Annotated in this window: 17 protein-coding genes; 10 read left to right on the top strand and 7 right to left on the bottom strand. The window is 69.0% G+C overall.

Annotated features, from left to right (window positions below; translation table 11 throughout):
* Positions 1-20: 20 nt before the first annotated feature.
* The 3 genes from trhO to ACW173_RS00465 are packed head-to-tail and all read right to left on the bottom strand — an operon-like array spanning position 21 to position 2222.
* Complete coding sequence (gene trhO, locus ACW173_RS00475) at positions 21-950, bottom strand: oxygen-dependent tRNA uridine(34) hydroxylase TrhO (protein ID WP_492082945.1); 930 nt, start codon at positions 948-950, stop codon at positions 21-23.
* Positions 943-1383 (bottom strand): SufE family protein, encoded by a 441-nt coding sequence (locus ACW173_RS00470; protein ID WP_492082944.1) that lies wholly within the window; start codon positions 1381-1383, stop codon positions 943-945. The genes trhO and ACW173_RS00470 overlap by 8 nt, the downstream gene beginning before the upstream one ends.
* Before the next feature lie 44 nt (positions 1384-1427).
* Entirely contained in the window at positions 1428-2222 is a 795-nt protein-coding gene (locus ACW173_RS00465; RefSeq protein WP_492082943.1) for a sensor histidine kinase, read from the bottom strand.
* A 197-nt stretch (positions 2223-2419) separates the two neighbouring features.
* On the opposite strand from ACW173_RS00465, the gene divJ reads away from it, so the two are divergent.
* Complete coding sequence (gene divJ / locus ACW173_RS00460; protein WP_492082942.1) at positions 2420-4159, top strand: cell cycle sensor histidine kinase DivJ; 1740 nt, start codon at positions 2420-2422, stop codon at positions 4157-4159.
* Positions 4160-4165: 6 nt separating this feature from the next.
* Here the strand turns inward: divJ and ACW173_RS00455 are convergent, their stop codons facing one another.
* Entirely contained in the window at positions 4166-5044 is an 879-nt protein-coding gene (locus tag ACW173_RS00455) for a hypothetical protein (protein ID WP_492082941.1), read from the bottom strand.
* 74 nt (positions 5045-5118) lie between these two features.
* On the opposite strand from ACW173_RS00455, the gene ACW173_RS00450 reads away from it, so the two are divergent.
* Positions 5119-5448: a DUF1491 family protein gene (locus ACW173_RS00450; RefSeq protein WP_492082940.1), complete on the top strand. Its 330-nt coding sequence runs from the start codon at positions 5119-5121 to the stop codon at positions 5446-5448.
* 144 nt (positions 5449-5592) lie between these two features.
* Positions 5593-5973, top strand: a complete 381-nt coding sequence (locus ACW173_RS00445; RefSeq protein WP_492082939.1) for a hypothetical protein — start codon at positions 5593-5595, stop codon at positions 5971-5973.
* On the opposite strand, the gene ACW173_RS00440 is transcribed toward ACW173_RS00445, so the two are convergent.
* Positions 5970-6116 carry a hypothetical protein gene (locus tag ACW173_RS00440; RefSeq protein ID WP_492082938.1) on the bottom strand — a complete coding sequence of 49 codons (147 nt, stop codon included), beginning with the start codon at positions 6114-6116 and terminating at the stop codon, positions 5970-5972. The genes ACW173_RS00445 and ACW173_RS00440 overlap by 4 nt on opposite strands.
* Positions 6117-6368: 252 nt before the next feature.
* Here ACW173_RS00440 and ACW173_RS00435 point away from each other — a divergent pair, with 252 nt between their 5' ends.
* The 5 genes from ACW173_RS00435 to ACW173_RS00415 all read left to right on the top strand — a co-directional run bounded on the left by ACW173_RS00435 (position 6369) and on the right by ACW173_RS00415 (position 14038).
* Entirely contained in the window at positions 6369-8777 is a 2409-nt protein-coding gene (locus ACW173_RS00435; protein ID WP_492082937.1) for a TonB-dependent receptor plug domain-containing protein, read from the top strand.
* A gap of 106 nt (positions 8778-8883) precedes the next feature.
* Entirely contained in the window at positions 8884-10458 is a 1575-nt protein-coding gene (locus tag ACW173_RS00430) for a DUF1570 domain-containing protein (RefSeq protein ID WP_492082936.1), read from the top strand.
* Entirely contained in the window at positions 10455-10898 is a 444-nt protein-coding gene (locus ACW173_RS00425) for a hypothetical protein (RefSeq protein WP_492082935.1), read from the top strand. The genes ACW173_RS00430 and ACW173_RS00425 overlap by 4 nt, the downstream gene beginning before the upstream one ends.
* Positions 10899-10900: 2 nt before the next feature.
* Entirely contained in the window at positions 10901-12430 is a 1530-nt protein-coding gene (locus ACW173_RS00420) for a tetratricopeptide repeat protein (protein ID WP_492082934.1), read from the top strand.
* Positions 12431-12439: 9 nt separating this feature from the next.
* Positions 12440-14038 carry a peptide chain release factor 3 gene (locus ACW173_RS00415; RefSeq protein ID WP_492082933.1) on the top strand — a complete coding sequence of 533 codons (1599 nt, stop codon included), beginning with the start codon at positions 12440-12442 and terminating at the stop codon, positions 14036-14038.
* Here the strand turns inward: ACW173_RS00415 and ACW173_RS00410 are convergent.
* On the bottom strand, positions 14035-14865 hold the full coding sequence (locus tag ACW173_RS00410; protein ID WP_492082932.1) for a hypothetical protein: 831 nt from the start codon (positions 14863-14865) through the stop codon (positions 14035-14037). The two genes, ACW173_RS00415 and ACW173_RS00410, sit on opposite strands and share 4 nt — an antisense overlap.
* Positions 14866-14992: 127 nt before the next feature.
* Between ACW173_RS00410 and ACW173_RS00405 the strand changes: the two genes are divergently transcribed.
* The gene (locus ACW173_RS00405) at positions 14993-15373 is read left to right on the top strand and encodes a methylglyoxal synthase (protein ID WP_492082931.1); all 381 of its coding nucleotides are present in this window, start codon (positions 14993-14995) and stop codon (positions 15371-15373) included.
* Here ACW173_RS00405 and ACW173_RS00400 read toward each other — a convergent pair.
* Complete coding sequence (locus tag ACW173_RS00400) at positions 15370-15849, bottom strand: ribonuclease H family protein (RefSeq protein WP_492082930.1); 480 nt, start codon at positions 15847-15849, stop codon at positions 15370-15372. The two genes, ACW173_RS00405 and ACW173_RS00400, sit on opposite strands and share 4 nt — an antisense overlap.
* Before the next feature lie 381 nt (positions 15850-16230).
* Here ACW173_RS00400 and ACW173_RS00395 point away from each other — a divergent pair, with 381 nt between their 5' ends.
* Complete coding sequence (locus ACW173_RS00395) at positions 16231-17610, top strand: hypothetical protein (RefSeq protein WP_492082929.1); 1380 nt, start codon at positions 16231-16233, stop codon at positions 17608-17610.
* Positions 17611-17659 lie beyond the last annotated feature (49 nt).

Raw genomic sequence — 17659 nt, 5'->3', positions numbered from 1 at the left:
GGGAAGGGAGGGGAGCCGGGTCAACGCGGGGCGGGCGGCTTGGCTCCCAAATGATCAATCCCCAAGGCCTCACAATGCACCGCCTGGCGATGCCGCTCGGCCGCGCGAGCCTTCTGGTCTTCCGACCGCTGATCATGGCAGGCCGGGCATGAGACGCCCTCGATATAGAGCGACGAGGCCCGCGCTTCCGGGCTCACCGGCATGCGGCAGCCTCGGCACAGGACGTGGCTCCCTCGCGCCAGGCCATGGCCGACCGCGACGCGCTCGTCGAACACGAAGCACTCGCCGCGCCACAGGCTTTCCGGCTCCGGCACCTGCTCCAGATAGTCGAGGATGCCGCCCCGCAGGTGGAACACCTGCTCGACGCCCTCGGCCTTGAGGAAGGCGGTCGACTTCTCGCAGCGGATGCCGCCGGTGCAGTACATGGCGATCTTCTTCGGCGGGGCCGGCAGGCCTTGTCGCCAGTCGCGGAACCAGGCGGGGAAGTCCGAGAAGCTGGCCGTCTTGGGGTCGACCGCGCCCGCGAACTGGCCGACGGCGACCTCGTAGTCGTTGCGGGTGTCGATCACCACGACGTCGGGATCGCTGATCAGGGCGTTCCAGTCGGCGGGCGCGACATAGGTCCCGGCGTCGGTCGGATCCAGGTCCGGCTCGCCCAGGGTGACGATCTCTTTCTTGAGGCGCACCTTCATCCGGTGGAATGGCATGCGCTCGGTCCAGGCGGTCTTGGGCGAAAGATCCGCGCAGCCGGGCAGGGCGCGGACGTGGTCCAACACGGCCTCGATGGCGGCGTCCTCGCCGGCGATGGTGCCGTTGATCCCTTCGCGGGCCAGCAGCAAGGTGCCCTTGACGCCCAAGCCACAGCATAGGGTGGCCAGCGGGCCCTGGATCGCCGCCGGGTCCGGAAACCGCGTGAAGCGGTACAGCGCGGCGACGCGGATATCAGGCAAGGCTCGTTTTTCCAAGAATGGCCCGCGCGTCGTGCTGGATGCGGGCGACCATCGACTTCAGGCCATTGGAGCGTTGCGAGGACAGCGCCCCCGACAGGCCCAGCTTGTCCATCGCGCCCTTGGCGTCGAAGGCGGCGATGTCGGCGGGCATGCGGCCCGAATAGAGGCGCAGCATGATCGCGACCAGGCCGCTGACGATGTGGGCGTCGCTGTCGCCCCGGAACTTCAGCGTGCCATCGGCCCGCGGTTCGGTGACCAGCCACACCTGGCTGGCGCAGCCGCGCACCTTGTTCTCTTCCGAGCGCTCGGCGTCGGTCAGGGGCTCCAGCTCCTTGCCCAACTCGATCACGTAGCGATAACGCTCCTCCCAGTCGCCGAGGAGCTCGAACTCGTCGGCGAGGTCGTTGAGGGCGGTGTCGATCGGACTGGTCATGGCGGGCCAATTAGGGGCCTCGCCCTCGCATGGCAAGCTTGAGCCTATGCGGCGGGCAGGATCAGACGCGCCAGGAAGCCCGCCCCCAGGCTAGAGGACAGCTTCAGCTGGCCGCCCATGGCGCGCGACAGCAGGTCGACGATGGGCAGGCCCAGGCCGACGCCCTCGCTGGTCCGGGTCAGGGTCGAGCCGCCCTGTTCGAACGGCTGCAGCAGGCGAGGCAGCTCGGCGCTCTCGACGCCGGGGCCCTGGTCGCGGATGGTGATCTCGACCTCGCGGCCGATCCTGGCGGCGGCGACATGCACGACTCCCCCGGAGGGCGAGTGGGTCACGGCGTTCTGGATCAGGTTGGTCAGCATGGTCCTCAGGCCGCGGCTGTCGGCCAGGACCGCCGGCAGGGCTCCCTCGCCGACCAGATGGACCACCACGTCGCGGCGGCGGATCTCCGAGCCCAGGGCGTCGATGACGTCCTCCATCGCCTCGTCCAGGTTCTCGGGGGTCATCTCGATATCGGTGACGTGGCCCTCGAGGCGGGCGATCTCGACGATCTGATTGACCAGCTTCAGCAACTTCAGGCCGCTGTCATGGACGATCGTCGCATACTCCTTGTATTGCGGGCTTCCCAGCGGGCCGTACAGCTCCTGGGAGAGGATCTCGGAGAAGCCGATCACGGCGTTCAGCGGCGTGCGCAGTTCGTGGCTGACCATGCGCAGGAACGACCGCTTGCGGTCGTCCAGGGCCAGGCGTCGACGCTCGTTCGCGGCCGCCCGGCGCGCGGCCGAGTCGGGGTCCGCGAAGGCGGAGACGATCGAAGCGTCCAGGGACGCCGGTTCTGGCATGGTGTGCTCCCGGACGTTCTGTCCGTGACGACTTGAGCCCGAGACTATGGCCGCAGGCGCTTACGAATCCGTTTCCGTCCACAACGCGTCCACCAGGAAAGGTCGCTCAACGATTGTGCGGCCTTGGGGGAACGGCTTCTCCACGTTAAGGTTTGACGACGGTGATCCTTCCCCACCGCGCTTGAAGTCGACGGCCTTTGGAATTCGAGACGCTTCCAGACCCGATCATGCGCCCAGCCGCTCGCGCGGCGGGGTTCGATCCCGCGCACGCGTGGCGCTTGGGATGGCTGGCGGCTATCTGTCTGGCGGGCGCCGCGACCCTGTTCACCGACGAGGGGGGCTGGCCCATCTGGGCGGCTCTGGGCGCGGGCGCGGTCCCGGCCATGGCTTCCCTGATCTTCACTCGTGAGGACGAGCGCACCCAGTCGCTGATCCTGGTTCTGTGGGCCGTGGGCGGCGCGCTGGCGGCGGTGCTGACCGGCGGCGTCTCCGGCGCCATGGCCGCCTGGTGCCTGGCCCCCGTCGCCGCGGCCTCGATCACCAACCAGTCCCGGCGTCTGGCCGAAGGCGCGGCCCTGTCGCTGATCGGCGGCTGCGTCGCCGCGCTCACCCAACTGTCCGGCCTGGCTCCGCCCGAGCCGACCGGCCCGCTGGCCTTCGTGCTGGGGTTTCTGGCCCTGGTCACCACGGGCCTGGGCCTCGCCGCCGGCCTGCTGATCGGCCGCCGCCGCCAGGGCGCGCGCGACGACCGCAACGCGTCCGAGATCCTGGCGTTGGAAACCCTGCTGGACGGCCTGCCGCACCTGGCCATCGCCATCAAGGGGCAAGGGCAGGTGACGGCCGTGCGCGGCGCGCCGCCGCCCGGCGTCACCACCGTCGACCTGGTTAATCGCGGCCTGACCGGCGCGGCCGCCCCGAACGACCGCCAGCGCCTGACCGCCGCCATCGCCGCCGCCCATCGCGAGGGCGTGGCCAGCCTGACCTTCAACCCGGCCTTGGGCGTCGAGCGCATCGTCGCCATCGACCTGGTCCGCGTTTCGCCCAACCAACTGGTCGGTGTGCTCCGCGACGTCACCAGCGAGCGCAACCGCGAGAGCGCCCTGGACCAGGCCCGCGTCGACGCCGAGGCCCTGGCGTCCGGCCGCGCCCGCTTCCTGGCCAATATGAGCCACGAGCTGCGCACGCCGCTGAACGCCATCATGGGCTTTTCGGACATCATGCGTGGCCGGATGTTCGGTCCGTTGAGCGACCGCTACGCCGAATATGCCGAGCTGATCCACGAAAGCGGCGGCCACCTGCTGGACCTGATCAACGACGTGCTGGACATGTCGAAGATCGAGGCCGAGCGCTTCGAGCTGCAGCGCGGCGTCTTCGACGCCCGGGAGGCGGTGCAGGCGGCCATGCGCCTGCTGCGCGTTCAGGCCGACAGCGCCAATGTCCAGCTGCGCGGCGTGCTGCCGCCGGGCGAGCTGGAGGTCGACGCCGATCGCCGGGCTCTGAAGCAGATCGTGCTGAACCTGGTGTCCAACGCCCTGAAGTTCACGCCGCGCGGCGGCCAGGTGACGGTCACGGCCCACGGCTATGACGGCGTGCTGGAGCTCATCGTCGCCGACACCGGCGTGGGCATCAGCCCCGAGGATCTGGAACGTCTGGGCCGACCGTACGAGCAGGCCGGCGGCGTCGAGCAGCGGTCCAAGGGCACGGGCCTGGGCCTGTCGCTGGTGCGCGCCTTCGCCAAGCTGCATGGCGGTGAGATGACCATCGAGAGCCGCCTGGGCGCGGGCACCAGCGTCTCGGTGCGCCTGCCGGTGCTTCTGACCCCGCTGCGCGCGGCCGCGCCCGAGCCGATCGCCGTGGAAGACCTGGCGACCGAAGAAGCGCCGCCTTCGCCGCCCGCCGCCCTGGGCGACAACGTCATCGCCTTCGCGCCGCGCTGAGCGGGCTTAGCGCAGGAACGCCCGGCCCGCCGCGAAGTCGCCGACCTCGACATAGGCCTTGCGGGTGACATCGTCGCCGCGTCCGGTGAAAGCGAACTCCACCGTCACCGCCTCGCGCGGGTCCAACCGCGAGATCGCGTCGGCGGCGGCCGACGGAAAGCGGAAGGCCAGACCCGTCTTGGCGCCGGCGGGCAGCAGGGTGAGGGGGGCTTCGTCGCGGGTCTCGGCCGTGAAAACCCGGCTGGCGTTACGAGGGGCGACCTTGCCGGCGAGGTTTCGGCCGGCGCCGGGCACGATATAGGGACCCATCGTGCGGCTGATGTCGCGCACGACGATTCGCGCGGCGTAGGGGCGTTCGCCGTTGTCGAAGGTGGCGACCGCCGTCAGCGCCTGGGCGCGGCCGACCAGGCCGAACACCAGGCGGTCAGCGCCGAAGCTGGCCGGCTGCGACAGGCGCCAGACCGGGATGGTCGCCGAGACCGAGCGCTCGGCTTTCCAGGACGCGACGTCGCCCGGATAGGTCATGGCCAGCATCTGTGAATAGCCTTCGAAGGCCTTCTTCACGCGGCCGGCGGCCAGGGTCAGGTCCTTGGAATTGCACGCCGCGCCGGCGGCCTTGACGCGGGCGCGCTGCTCGAGGGCGGCGACCTGCTGCTCGCTGGCGCCCGATCGCAGGGTCGCGCCGCGCGCCTGGGCGCGGGAGGCGTCGAGAGCGGCCGAGACGGTGGGCGTGAACAGCCGGCAGCGGCCGTCGGCCGCCGTCATCAGCGTGCGTTCGTAGAGCTGGTCGGCGGCGTTGGCGAACAGCGCCGTGGGGCAGGCGAACGCCGCCAGCCCGATCGACACCCCGACCCATCGCGCCCCGCGACCTTTCTGGTGCGTCATAGGCGGTAGTTCTCGTATGCTGCGAGACTTGAAGGGCGACCTATAGGGCGCTGTGGTTGCGGTTCGGTTAGCGGATGCTTTTGTCGACGGATATCTGGGTGGGCGCGTTGATCCGCCGCGCCGAACTAGGCGGAGCCTTCGCGATGGTGGCTCGCAAGGGCGACCAGCGGGCCGGGGCTGTGCTGGTCAAGGTCGTGGACCGCCGGGCCGGGACCGCCAAGCTCTATAGCGAAGCCACGCGCGGCGACGGCGAGCGGTTCTGGATGCAGCCGGTGCGGTCCGAGTTCGAGCCGGACCTCGACGCCTATGCCGAGCGCGCGGCCCGCATCGATCCGGACGTCTGGGTGGTCGAGATCGAGGACCGGGACGGGCGCCACTTTCTGACCGAGCCCGTCGAGGCCTGAGAGCCGAGAGACTTGAATCTCTTAGGTGGAGCGTCTGTGGAGAACTCGACTTAGACGAGGCGTTAACCGTGCTCCTAAACCGGACCTAAAGCGTGTTTCGGGCATTCTGCGCGGGCCTCCAAACAGCTCGCCCCCAGTGCCGCCATGCTTTTCCTGATGAACGACGTGATCCTGAGTTTCGACGCGGCGGAGCTGACTCCGCCGATGACGCGCGACCGTTTCGCGGCGCTGTCGCTCAACTATGTCGGGGACCTGGGCAGGGAACTGTTCGCGGAAGAACCGCTGCTGCAGCGCAAGGATCGCGAGCGCGCCGAGCGCTTGGCGGCCTTGATCGTGGCCAAGGCGCCGGACGTGAATGCGGCCCTGTTCATCGCGCCAGGCCGCGGATGCCGCAAGGACGACGTCCAGGTGCGTTATGCGCAGCTGGACCTGGAAGTCATGGCCACACTCATGCATCGCCAGAATTCCGGCGCGCTCACCAATCTCGAAGCCGACCGTCAGGTCTGGCGACGTCTGGCCGCTTAGCGACCTAGAACCGGAACCAGCGTCATTAGCCAGCTGATGGTCATCGCCAGCACGACAAGTCCGGCGATGGTGATGCCAAAGCACAACGCGCTGCCGGCGGGGTGCCGTCGACCGTGGTCGCGATGATGGTCAAGCAGGGCCATCGTTCAATTTCCTCCATTCGTCCGGTGATCTGACGTCACCGGTGCGGAATACGGGAAGCATGACTCCAAACCCATTCTTCGAATAGGGGCTTTTTGTCGCTTCCTTGGGCGAAACGGACAGGGCGCGGCGGCGGTTGCGCCCAAGCTTTCGGCGAACGTCGTTCCGAGCCTTCATCAAGCCGACATCAGTCCGTCGCCTGTCCGACAAGACCCATCGCTACGCCGCGCTGAAACAAACAGTGCAGGTTCACGATGAAGCTTCTGTCCACCGTCGCCTGGGGCGTGCTCGCCCTGGCTCTTTCCAGCCAAGCCCAGGCTCAAGAACTCGCCCCCAAGGCTCAATCGGGGAGCGATGTCGCCGCGACCGAGGTCGACACCATCGTGGTCACCGGCACGCGCCGTATCGACCGCACGGCCTTCGAGTCGGCCGCGCCGGTGGACGTCGTCAGCCAGGAAGCGCTGCGCAACACCGTCTCGGACGAGATCATGGACAAGCTGGCGGCGACCACGCCGTCGTTCAACGTCCAGCGCCTGCCGGCCGCCGACGGCCAGGCCTTCGTGCGCCCGGCCACCCTGCGCGGCCTTTCGCCCGACCAGACGCTGGTGCTGGTCAACGGCAAGCGCCGTCACCGCTCGGCCGTCCTGGGCGGCCGCGGCCAGCAGGGCGTCGATCTGGCCTCGCTGGGCACGAGCGGCATCGAGCGCATCGAAGTGCTGCGGGACGGCGCCTCGGCCCAATACGGCTCGGACGCCATCGCCGGGGTGATCAACATCATCCTCAGCGACAAGACCGGCTTCGACGGCCACGCCCAGTATGGCCGCTACTACGCCGGCGACGGTGAAAAGACCGAGCTGGGCGGACGCTACGGCGTGGCCATCGGCGGCGGCGGCAGCCTGGTCGGCGCTATCGACTACACCAACGCCGAGGCCACCTCGCGCACCCGCCAACGCCCGGACGCCATCGCCTTCCAGGCCGCCAATCCGACCATCAAGGTGCCCAACCCCGTGCAGCGCTGGGGCCAGCCGGACCGTGAAGTGTGGCGCGCCTCGCTGAACCTGGTCCTGCCGGTCAGCGACGCGGTCGAGGCCTATGCCTTCGGCACGTTCAGCGACCTGCACGGCGAGACCGACTTCAACTGGCGCAACCCGGCGACCGACACCTCGTACCGCACCAGCCCGCTGTTCCCCGGCTGGTCGCTGAGCCAGCTGTATCCGGCCGGCTTCTCGCCGATCTTCGGCCAGGACGAGACCAACGCCTCGCTGACCGGCGGCCTGCGCGGCGACGCCATGGGCTGGTCGTGGGACGCCTCGTTCGGCTGGGGCCGCGACGACGTCGACTATTTCCTGAACAACAGCATCAACGCCTCGTTCGGCCCGCAGTCGCCGACCAGCTTCGACGCCGGCGCGCTGATCCAGAAGGAGCAGACCCTCAATCTGGACGCCTCGCGGCCGCTGGAATGGTCGTTCCTGGCCAAGCCGGCGAACCTGGCCCTGGGCCTGGAAGCCCGCAAGGAAACCTACGAGATCCAGGCGGGCGACCGCTATTCGTGGGACGTCGGCCCCGGCGCCCCGGCCGGCCTGCCCAGCGGCTCGAACGGTTTCCCGGGCTACGCGCCCAGCCAGGCCGGGTCGTGGGACCAGACCAGCTACGCCGGCTATATCGACCTTGACTTGCCGATCACCGACAAGCTCGGCGCCGACATCGCCATCCGCCACGAGGACTTCTCGGAGTTCGGCCAGACCACCGACGGCAAAATCGCCGCGCGCTATGAGTTCACCCCGAACTTCGCCATCCGTGGCGCGGTCTCGACCGGTTTCCGCGCCCCGACCGCCGGCCAGATCAACAACACCCGCACGTCGCAGGGCCTGAACACCACCACCCTGCTGCTGTTCACCTCGGGCCGCCTGTCGCCGGTCAACCCGATCGCGCAGGCCCTGGGCGGCAAGCCGCTGGAGCCGGAGGAGTCCAAGAACCTGTCGCTGGGCTTCGTCTTCCGGCAGGGCGGCTTCACGGCTTCCGTCGACTACTATCGCATCGAGGTCGACAACCGCTTCGCCGTGTCGCCGAACTTCACGGTGACCCCGGCGCTGCGGGCGCAGTTGGTGGCGGCCGGCGTGCCTGGCGCCGACAGCCTGACGACGGTCAGCTACTTCACCAACTCGTTCGACACCCGCACCCAGGGCGTCGACGTGGTCGGCTCGTGGCGCGGCCAGCTGTGGGGCGGCAAGGCCGGCGTGACGGCGGCCTGGAACTGGAACGACACCAAGGTCACCCGCTCCAAGCTGACCGAGGTCTCGAACCTGGCGCGCGTCAACCTCGAGAACGGCCTGCCGCAGAACGCCGCCAACGTGACGTTCGACTACAGCCACGGTCGTTTCAGCGGCATGATCCGCACCCGCTGGTCGGGCGAGTGGACCGACGCCCAGGCCAATGGCGCGGCCGACCTGATCCAGACCTTCGCCGGCAAGGCCCTGGTCGACCTGTCGGTCAGCGCCGAGCTGACGGATAATCTGAAGCTGACGGTGGGCGCGGAGAACCTCTTCGACACCTATCCGGACGAGGCGACGTTCCAGGCCTCGCGCGGCCTGATCTATTCGCGCAACGCCCCCTACGACACCGACGGCGGCCTCTGGTACGCCCGCGTCTCGGCCAAGTTCTAGTTCGATTTTCGAGGCGCGGTTTATTCGGCCGCGCCTCGAACCCCTCTTGCATCCGAACCGTGATCCCGCCTAGCCTCAATCATAGATTGCGAGTGTGGGGTGGCGCATGATTAAGCGCAAATTGGCGGCGCTGGTCGGCTTGCTGGCGGCGAGCGCTCTAGCGGGCAATGGCTGGGCGGAAGAGGCGAAAGGTCGCTGGACCCGCGCCGAGAGTCCGCATTTCACCGTGTACGGCGACGTCACCCCGACCCAGCTGAAGGACTATGTCGTCAAGCTGGAGCGCTATGACGGTCTCTTGCGCTTCCTGCACGGCATGCCGCTGGACGGTGATGCGGTGCGCAAGCTGCCGATCTACCTGGTGATCTCCAAGACCGGTTTCGAGACCGTGATCCCGGGGCTGGGAGACGGCGTCGGCGGCTTCTACTCGCCCAGCGCCAACGACGTCTTCGCCGTGGCCTTGCGCCAAAAGGGAAGCGACCACGTCATCCAGCACGAGTACGTCCACCACTTCATGCTGCGTTACTTCCCCTACGGCTATCCGGCGTGGCTGACCGAGGGCTACGCCGAGTACTTCGGCAGCGCGATGATGGACGAGACCAAGATCCAGGTCGGCCGAAACCGCATGCGGGGCGGCGACCTGCGCAACGGCCCGTGGGTCTCGATGGAGAAGCTGCTGAGCAAGCGGCCGTTCGAGCTGACCGGCGGCTCGGAGCCGCCGATGTTCTACGCCCAGGCCTGGCTGCTGACCCACTACTTCATGAGCGATCCCAAGCGCTATGAGCAGCTGCAGGCCTATATGAAGGCCGTCGGCGGCGGGGCCGATCCGATCAACGCCATGACCGAGATCACGGGCATGTCGCCGGGCAAGCTGCAGATCGAGCTGCGCGGCTACATGATGGGCGCGCTGAAGTTCACCGACTACACCGTCAGCAACTTCCCGACGCCCGAGATCAAGCTGTCGCCGATGCCGGCGGCGGCCGACGACCTGCTGCTGGTCAGCCAGGGTCTGCGCCGCGCCGGCCTGTTCGGCGCGGACGAGGAGATCGACGAGGACGCGCCCGGCGCGACGCCCAAAAGGATCGCCGAGTACAAGGAAGACCTGAAAGCCTGGGGGCAGGGGCTGCTGACCCAGGCCCAGCGCGGCGCCGAGCGTTATCCCGACGCGCCGCTCGCCCGCCTGACCCTGGCGCGGGCCGAGCTGACCTATGGCGATCGCGAGACAGGGCTGAAGCTGGCCGACGCCTACGCCGCCGCGTATCCGGACGATCCCGAGGGCTTCGAGCTGGCGGGCCTGGGCCGCATGGCCATCGGCGACCGCGACCCGGCCCGCCGCGAGGCGCTGTACAAGGAGGCCGGGCTGAAGCTGGGCGAGGCCTTCAAGCTGGACCCTGAGCGCTTTCAGACGCTGTACGGCTACGCCCTGAGCCGCAAGCTCGATCCCAAATATCCCAGCGACAATGTCCTGAACGTGCTGGACAAGGCCCACGAGCTGGCGCCGCAGGTGCCCGACATCACGTTGACCGAGGCCGAGGCCCTAGTCGCGCGCGGCCAGAACGGCGAGGCGATCGCGCTGCTCAAGCCCGTGGCCAACAACCCGCACGGCGGCAAGACGGCCAAGCAGGCCAAGGCCCTGCTGCAGAAGATCGGCGGCGAAGCGCCCACCAGCGACGCGACGCCGTGATCCGCCAGCTCCGCGCCGCGCTGCCGGCCGGGGCCCTGCGGCGCACGACGCCGGCGGAGGCGCCGATGACGGTGACCTCCCTGCCGCCGTCCGCCGACGCCCTGCTGCTGGAGAACCAGCGCCTGAAGCTGGGCGCGTCCAAGGAAGAGCAACCCAAGCTGCCGGAGCCGCTGAACCAGAACATGGTCGACGTCCGCCTGCGGGCCATGCTGCTGGCGCCCCAGGTCGGCCATCTGCGCCTCGACGCCGGCCGGGTGCTGGTCGAGACCAAGGACTATGAGACCGCCCGCATCGTGCTGACGCCTCTGGCCGGCGGCCCGCATGGCGGTCCGGAAGCCGAGGCGGCCCTGGCGATGTTGAAGAGTCTCCCGGAAGACAAGCCGGTCGCCAAGGCGACAGGTGGTCCTGACGAGAAGCCGGCTACCGACAAGAAGGGTTGAGTATGCGTCGATCGATATCGCGGCGGGCGTTCGCGGTCAGCGCCGCGCTGGCGCCTCTCGCCATCGCGGGCGTCACGCGCGCCCAGGCGACCAGCGATTGGCTGCACGTCCAGACGCCGTCCTTCTCGCTCTATGGCCGGGTGGGCGAGAAGACTCTGGTCGAGATGGCGCGGGATCTGGAGGCCTTCGCGGGCCTGCTGCGCAGCCTGCACGGCGTGGACGCACAGGCGGAAGTCCGGCCTCTGCCGATCTACCTGCTGCCGCGCCAGGCGGAGCTGCGGCGTGTCCGGCCGGGCTTGGAGGTCCGTGTCGTCGGCTTCTACAACGCCTCGATCGGCGACGTTTTCGCCATGATGAGCATCGATGGCGACGAGGCGCGGGGCCGCCAGGTGCTGTTCCATGAATACGCCCATCACTTCATGAAGCAGCATGCGCCAGCCGCCTATGCCTCGTGGCTGATCGAGGGGTATGCCGAGTACTTCATGACGGCCCGGTTCAAGCCGGACGTGGTGGAGCTGGGCGTCACCAGTCCGCGCATCGCCTGGCTGCGTGGCGCCGTCTGGACGCCGTTCGAGGAGATCCTGGGCCGGCGGGCGCTGACCGGCGACCGCCGGGACATCACCGCCTTCTACGCCCAGGCCTGGCTGCTGACCCACTACATGATGTCCGATCCCGCGCGGTTGGCTCGCCTGACCCGCTACGCCGACGCGGTGGCCAAGGGCGGCGATCCGGTGGCCCTGATGCCCGAGGCGGCCGGCGTTCCGCTGAGCGATCTTGAGCGGGTGCTCAGGCAGTACATGCTGGCCCTGCCGGGGCGGCGCCTGCCGCGCCCGCCATCGGCCGCGAAACAGCTGACGGTCACCCGCCTGCCGGCCTCGGCCGATGACCTGTTGCTGGAGGGCCAACGCCTGAAGATGGGCGTGCCGTCCGCCGAGCGCCCCGCGCTCCTGGCCATGATCCGCGAGCGCGCCGCCCGCTATCCCGGCGACCGTCTGGCCGAGATGACCCAGGCCCGGGCCGAGAACGACTTCGGCGACCGCGCCAAGGCGCAAGCTCTGCTCAAGCACCTGGTCGAGCGTGACCCTCGTGACGTCGAGGCGCTGCAGACCCTGGGCTGGTCGTGCATGCTGCGGGCGCGCACCGATCCCGCCAATGCGGCGAACTTCATGCGGGAAGCCCGCGAATGGTTCGGCAAGGGTTTCGCGGTCGACGCCAACAACGCGCTGCTGCTCTACGACTACGGCATCAGCCGGCGCGGCGAGCCCAACTATCCCAACGACAACACCGTCAACGTGCTGCTTCGCGCCCAGGCCCTGGCCCCGCAGGTGGCGCAATTCCGTATCGCCGCCGCCGACGCCCTGATGCGCCGCGACCGCTTCGACGAGGCCGCCGCCATGGTCGAGCCGGTGTTCAACGATCCGCACGCCGGGCCCCAGGCCGCCGAGGCCAAGCGGCGGTTCGAGGAGGCCATCGCGCGGCGAAAACCGACCGCGACATCCGAGGAAGGTGACAAGGACGCTCCGGAGCGGTAACCCCGCGCCATGAGCAAGTCCCCCGCCGCTGAAGCCGCCCGTCGGCGCACCTTCGCCATCATCAGCCACCCCGACGCCGGCAAGACGACCCTGACGGAAAACCTGCTGCTGGCCGGTGGCGCGATCCGCGCGGCCGGCGCGGTGCGCGCGCGCGGCCAGACGCGGCGCACCCAGTCGGACTGGATGAAGATCGAGCGCGAGCGCGGCATCTCGGTCTCGGCGTCGGTGATGACGTTCGATCACGACGGCCTGATGTTCAACCTACTGGACACCCCGGGCCACGAAGATTTCTCGGAAGACACCTACCGCACCCTGACGGCCGCCGACGCGGCGATCATGGTGCTGGACGCCGCCAAGGGCATCGAGCCCCAGACCCTGAAGCTGTTCGAGGTTTGCCGCCTGCGCGACATCCCGATCATCACCTTCATCAACAAGATGGACCGCGAGGCCCAGGACCCATTCGAGCTGCTGGACGAGGTCTCGTCGAAGCTGGCCCTGGACCCGGCGCCGCTGTACTGGCCGGCCGGTTCGGGCGGCCGCTTCAAGGGCATGCTGGACCTGCGCAACGACAAGTTCATCCCCTACGCCAAGAAGAGCTCGACCGACGACGAGGGCCACCCCGACCCCATCGCCTTCAAGGGCAATGCGGTGGTCCAGTACCTGGACCCCGAGGAAAAGGCCGAGCTGGAAGACAACGCCATGCTGGTCACCGAGGCCGGCAAGCCATTCGACGTCCAGAGCTTCCTCGAGGGCCACATGACGCCGGTGTTTTTCGGCTCGGCCCTGCGCCACTTCGGCGTGGCCGAACTGCTGGGCGGCATCGGCGCCTACGCCCCGCCGCCGCACCCGGCCAAGGTCAACAAGGGCGGGGTCGACACCCATGTCGCTCCGGGCGACAGCGAGGTCTCGGGTTTCGTGTTCAAGGTCCAGGCGAACATGGACCCTAACCACCGCGACCGGATCGCCTTCCTGCGCCTGACCAGCGGCCGCTTCACGCGTGGCATGAAGCTGAAGGCCCAGAACACCGGCAAGGCCATGAGCGTCAACGCGCCGATCATGTTCTTCGCCAGCGACCGAGAACTGGCCGAGGACGCCTTCGCCGGCGACGTGATCGGCATCCCCAACCACGGCGTCCTGCGGGTGGGCGACAGCCTGTCCGAAACCGGGACGCTTCGCTTCGCGGGCCTGCCCAACTTCGCCCCGGAAATCCTGCGCCGCGTGCGCGTCAAGGACCCGCTGAAGGCCAAGCACCTGAAAAAGGCGCTGGAAGGTCTGGCCGAGGAGGGCGTCACCCAGCTGTTCCGCCCGATGATCGGCAGCGACTTCATCGTCGGGGCCGTCGGCCAGCTGCAGTTCGAGGTCATGGCCGACCGCCTGGCCAACGAATACCAGCTGGAGTGCATCTTCGAGGCCAGCCCCTATGCCGAGGCCCGCTGGCTGGGTGGCGACCGCGCCGACGTCGAGGACTTCGTCAGCAAGCACAAGTCGGCCATGGGCCAGGACATCGACGAGCAGCCGGTGTTCCTGGGCAAGTCGTCCTGGGAGATCGGCTATGTCGCCGAGCGCTATCCCAAGGTGCGCTTCGAGCGGACCAAGGAACGCGCCTAGCGTCTTCTAGGCGGATCGTCCGGGCCGTCCGCGATCGCCTGCAGGCGCTGGTAGACGGCCTTGATCTCCGGATCGGTCGTGTTGATGGCGTAGGCCTTGGCGGCCGCGCGACGGGCCTCGACCAGGTCGGGCGGCGCGCCGCCCTTGCGCTCGAAACGATCGATCCAGGACGCCGCCTCGACCGTGGCCAGCACGGCGATCTCGGTCTGGGAGGCCGGCGCCTTCGAGGCCCAGAAGTCCCGCGCCGTCTCGATGGCCCGGTTGGGATGACCGGCGGCGCGCTGGAACCAGGCCAGATGCAGGGCGATGTCCGACCACGGCGCGCCCATGGCGTTGGCCAGCTGGCGCCATGACTGGGCCAATTGCGCGCCCTGGCGATAGAGCGCGTTGCGTTTCAGCGCTCGCACCCACGGCCCACGCAGGGCGCGTTCGGGCAGCTTGCCCTCCCGCCGCGCCATCTCGGCGGCATGGACGGCCTCCAGGTCGTCGACCGAAGCGAACGGCTTGGGATACTCCTCGCCCAGTTCGGCCTTCATCCGCTGGAGCCGCTGCTCCTCCGGCGAGACGCAGGCCTGGACCGCCGCGATCGCGGGATGGCCGGCGGGCGCGACCAGCAGGCAGTCGGGCAGGCGGGCGAAGGCGATCCGGACGCGCGTCTTGCCATCGGCGCAGACGATCGCCTGGCGCGCCAGGTCGATCTCGGCGATCGCCAGCGGCTCGTCGCACTCGCCGTCGTCCAGCGCGCAGCCGGCTAGCAGGTCTGGCTCGGCCGCGTCGGTCCGCAGCCAGCGCTGCAGCAGGCGGCCGTCGATCTCGGTTTCAGTCACGATGGTCAGGCGTCCTCGACGTCGCGCGGCAGGTGTTCGAGGCCGCGCAGATAGCGGCCAGCACGCTCTCGAAGCAAGACGGGCAAGGCGCTATACCGGCCTGGAATTTCGCTTGGGATCTGATCGCATGACCGCCCCCCTCGCCATTGGCCTCGTGGCGCACGACGACAAGAAGGCGGCGCTGGTCGCGTGGTCGCTGGCCCACGCCGACTTCCTGAAGGACAAGGCGCTGTTCGCGACCGGCACGACCGGCGGGCGAATCCTGGAGGCCCTGCCGCTGCTCAACCTTGTGCGGCTGAAGAGCGGGCCGCTGGGCGGCGACCAGCAGCTGGGGGCGATGATCGCCGAGGGGCGGCTGGATGTGCTGATCTTCTTCGTCGACCCGCTGTCGCCGCAGCCGCACGACGTCGACGTCAAGGCGCTGATCCGCCTGGCGACGCTGGCCAACATCCCGTTCGCCTGCAATCCGGCGACGGCGGACCTGATCGTGGGCCGCCAAGAAGCCTAGCCCGGAAACTTCATCAGGTTGGGCTTGGGGATCGCGGCCTTGAAGCTGCCTCGCGACTTGGCGGTGTCCAGGCCGAACTCGGCCCAGGCGTTGAGGAAGCCGCTGGCCGCGTCGGCGGGCGCGGCGGGGACCAGTTCCAGGATGGGACGCTTGGCGACGGCCGCGCGGGCGGCGGCCCAGGCGTCGGGCTCGGTCGTGGCGTAGTCGCCGTCCGACGTCACCAGCTGGCCGGCCAGGTCGGGATCCAGGAAACGCAGCGTCACCGCCGTGCCGGCCGGCAGGTCCGAGAGGCCGTCCAGCGCCTCGGACAGGGCCGTCAGGCTCATGGTCGCGCTCGTCGTACGGCGTTCGCCGCCGGCCGCGCCCTTGATGGCCGACGGGCCGGCCTCGCCGTCGATCCTGCGCACCCAGGCCCAGCCGCCATAGCCCGGATCGGAACGGCAGAGGCTGGAGATCCAGACGGTGACGGCGGCCATGGCGCGGCTCCGGAATCGGGGACGATCCGCGCTTTCTAGACCGTTTCGTGAGCCGGAGGGGAGGGTGTCCGTGAACGAAAGGTAAACCGCAGCTTAAAACTTAGGGTTAACGTCATTTTTAGTTCAATGAACAAAGTTCTAAGAAATGAGCGTCCTATGCGGCTCCGCCTGTATTCGTCAAAGCAAGAAGTGTGCCAGTTCACTACATCTTCAACCAATATGGTGGGAATTCGGATCAAGGCGTAAAAATATGGAAAATATTTATGGTTAACGCGCCGTAAACATCTATTAACCACTTGTTAAGTGCGTTGGCTCCGGTTTTGCTGATTACGCGTTGAACCTCCGCCGGGCTGTCCCGACGTGGGACGTTCCGTAAGCGGAGTGCGCGAAGCGATGTTCGAGTTCGGACGGGATCTGAAGCGGTTGTTCGGCGTCGACGCCGAGGGCGGTTTCAAAGGGGCGTGGCGTGAGGGGCTCACGGGCGGCGACACGTCGCTGCTGGAGCTCTTGGATGTTCGTCTCCTGACCAACGAGGCCCGTTCGGCCGACGTGGTCGCCGGCCGTATCGGGGCCAAGGACCGGGGGGCGCGCCTGCTGGAAGCGGCCGTGGTCTGGCGCGAGCTGGCTCGCCGTAGCGGCGACGCCACCGCGCTCAGGAAGGGCGCGGCCCAGGCCGAGGCCGCCGTGAAGATCTTCGAGACCGAGCGTCGTCACGACGCCCTGGCCGCCGCCCGCTGCGAGCAGGCGGTGCTGGCCGTGCTGGGCGCGGATCTGTTCGGCGACGAGGGCCTGGTGGCCGCCGCCTCGGCGACCCTGGCCCGCACGCCGACCGGACAACGCACGGCCCTATGCGGCGCGCTCGCCGCCGGCCTGGAAGGCCGCGTGGCCCTCTCCGAAAACAATGTCGACCGGGCCCTGGCCGCGGTGCAGGCCTATGAGGCGCCGCTGCGCGCCCTGGCCGCCGCCAAACGTTTGAAGGGCGGCCCCGCCCGTCTGCAACTGGCCGACCAGCGCGCCGCGCGTATCGAACTGATCCTGGCCTGCGGCGAGCGCCTGAAGGACCGCGCGCTGGCCGAGCTGGCCGTGTCGGAGGCCAAGACGGCCGCCGGCGTGCTGGATCCCGATTTCGAGCCGCTGGCCTGGGCGCGGCTGGAAAGCCTGCGGGGCCAGGCCCTGGTGCTGCTGGGCGAGCTGGACGGCGAGCTGTCGCATCTGGTGGACGGCGTCGAGGCCCAGAGCGCGGCCGTCGACGTGCTGGCCGCCGACCATAGCCCGATGGATTGGGCCCGGGCCCAGGCCGCGCTGGGCGCGGCGCTGCAAGCCACGGGCGAGGCCTCGACCAGCGAACGCGCTTTCGAGCAGGCCGTCTCGGCCTATGACCGCGCCACTCAGGTGCTGAAGGTCCAGCCGGCCCTGGCCCTGCGCGCCGTGGTCGCCAACAACCGCGCCCTCAGCCTGGCCCGCTGCGCCGAGCTGACCGCCGACCTGGCGGTGCTGGACGCCGCCGAACTGGCTTTCAAGGCCGAGCTGGCCGCCGCGCCGGGCGGGCGCGATCCGGCCAGCTGGGCGGTGGCCCAGATGAACCTGGCCCGCCTGTACGAGGCCCGGGTCGAGATCACCGGCCGCGACGACGGTCGCCTGGCCCGCGCCGGGGCGGCGCTGTCCTGCGCCTTCGACGTCTTCTCGGAACTGGGCCTGCGCTCGCTGACCGACCTGGCGGCACAAGGCCTGCAACGCCTGAAGCAGGTCCACGCCGCCTGATCCGAAATAGGACACTCTCCGAAACGGAAGATGGGCGGCGGAGAGGCCG

The sequence above is a fragment of the Caulobacter sp. ALps2 genome (assembly GCF_058681635.1).
This window is presented reverse-complemented; position numbering and strand designations above follow the sequence as displayed.

Bases quoted from the DNA above. Each gene is read 5' to 3' on its own strand.
- ACW173_RS00455 (WP_492082941.1), bottom strand. From the start codon at position 5,044: ATGACGCACCAGAAAGGTCGCGGGGCGCGATGGGTCGGGGTGTCGATC.
- ACW173_RS00440 (WP_492082938.1), bottom strand. From the start codon at position 6,116: ATGGCCCTGCTTGACCATCATCGCGACCACGGTCGACGGCACCCCGCC.
- ACW173_RS00465 (WP_492082943.1), bottom strand. From the start codon at position 2,222: ATGCCAGAACCGGCGTCCCTGGACGCTTCGATCGTCTCCGCCTTCGCG.
- ACW173_RS00405 (WP_492082931.1), top strand. From the start codon at position 14,993: ATGACCGCCCCCCTCGCCATTGGCCTCGTGGCGCACGACGACAAGAAG.
- ACW173_RS00415 (WP_492082933.1), top strand. From the start codon at position 12,440: ATGAGCAAGTCCCCCGCCGCTGAAGCCGCCCGTCGGCGCACCTTCGCC.
- ACW173_RS00400 (WP_492082930.1), bottom strand. From the start codon at position 15,849: ATGGCCGCCGTCACCGTCTGGATCTCCAGCCTCTGCCGTTCCGATCCG.
- ACW173_RS00450 (WP_492082940.1), top strand. From the start codon at position 5,119: ATGCTTTTGTCGACGGATATCTGGGTGGGCGCGTTGATCCGCCGCGCC.
- ACW173_RS00430 (WP_492082936.1), top strand. From the start codon at position 8,884: ATGATTAAGCGCAAATTGGCGGCGCTGGTCGGCTTGCTGGCGGCGAGC.
- ACW173_RS00420 (WP_492082934.1), top strand. From the start codon at position 10,901: ATGCGTCGATCGATATCGCGGCGGGCGTTCGCGGTCAGCGCCGCGCTG.
- ACW173_RS00445 (WP_492082939.1), top strand. From the start codon at position 5,593: ATGCTTTTCCTGATGAACGACGTGATCCTGAGTTTCGACGCGGCGGAG.
- ACW173_RS00470 (WP_492082944.1), bottom strand. From the start codon at position 1,383: ATGACCAGTCCGATCGACACCGCCCTCAACGACCTCGCCGACGAGTTC.
- ACW173_RS00435 (WP_492082937.1), top strand. From the start codon at position 6,369: ATGAAGCTTCTGTCCACCGTCGCCTGGGGCGTGCTCGCCCTGGCTCTT.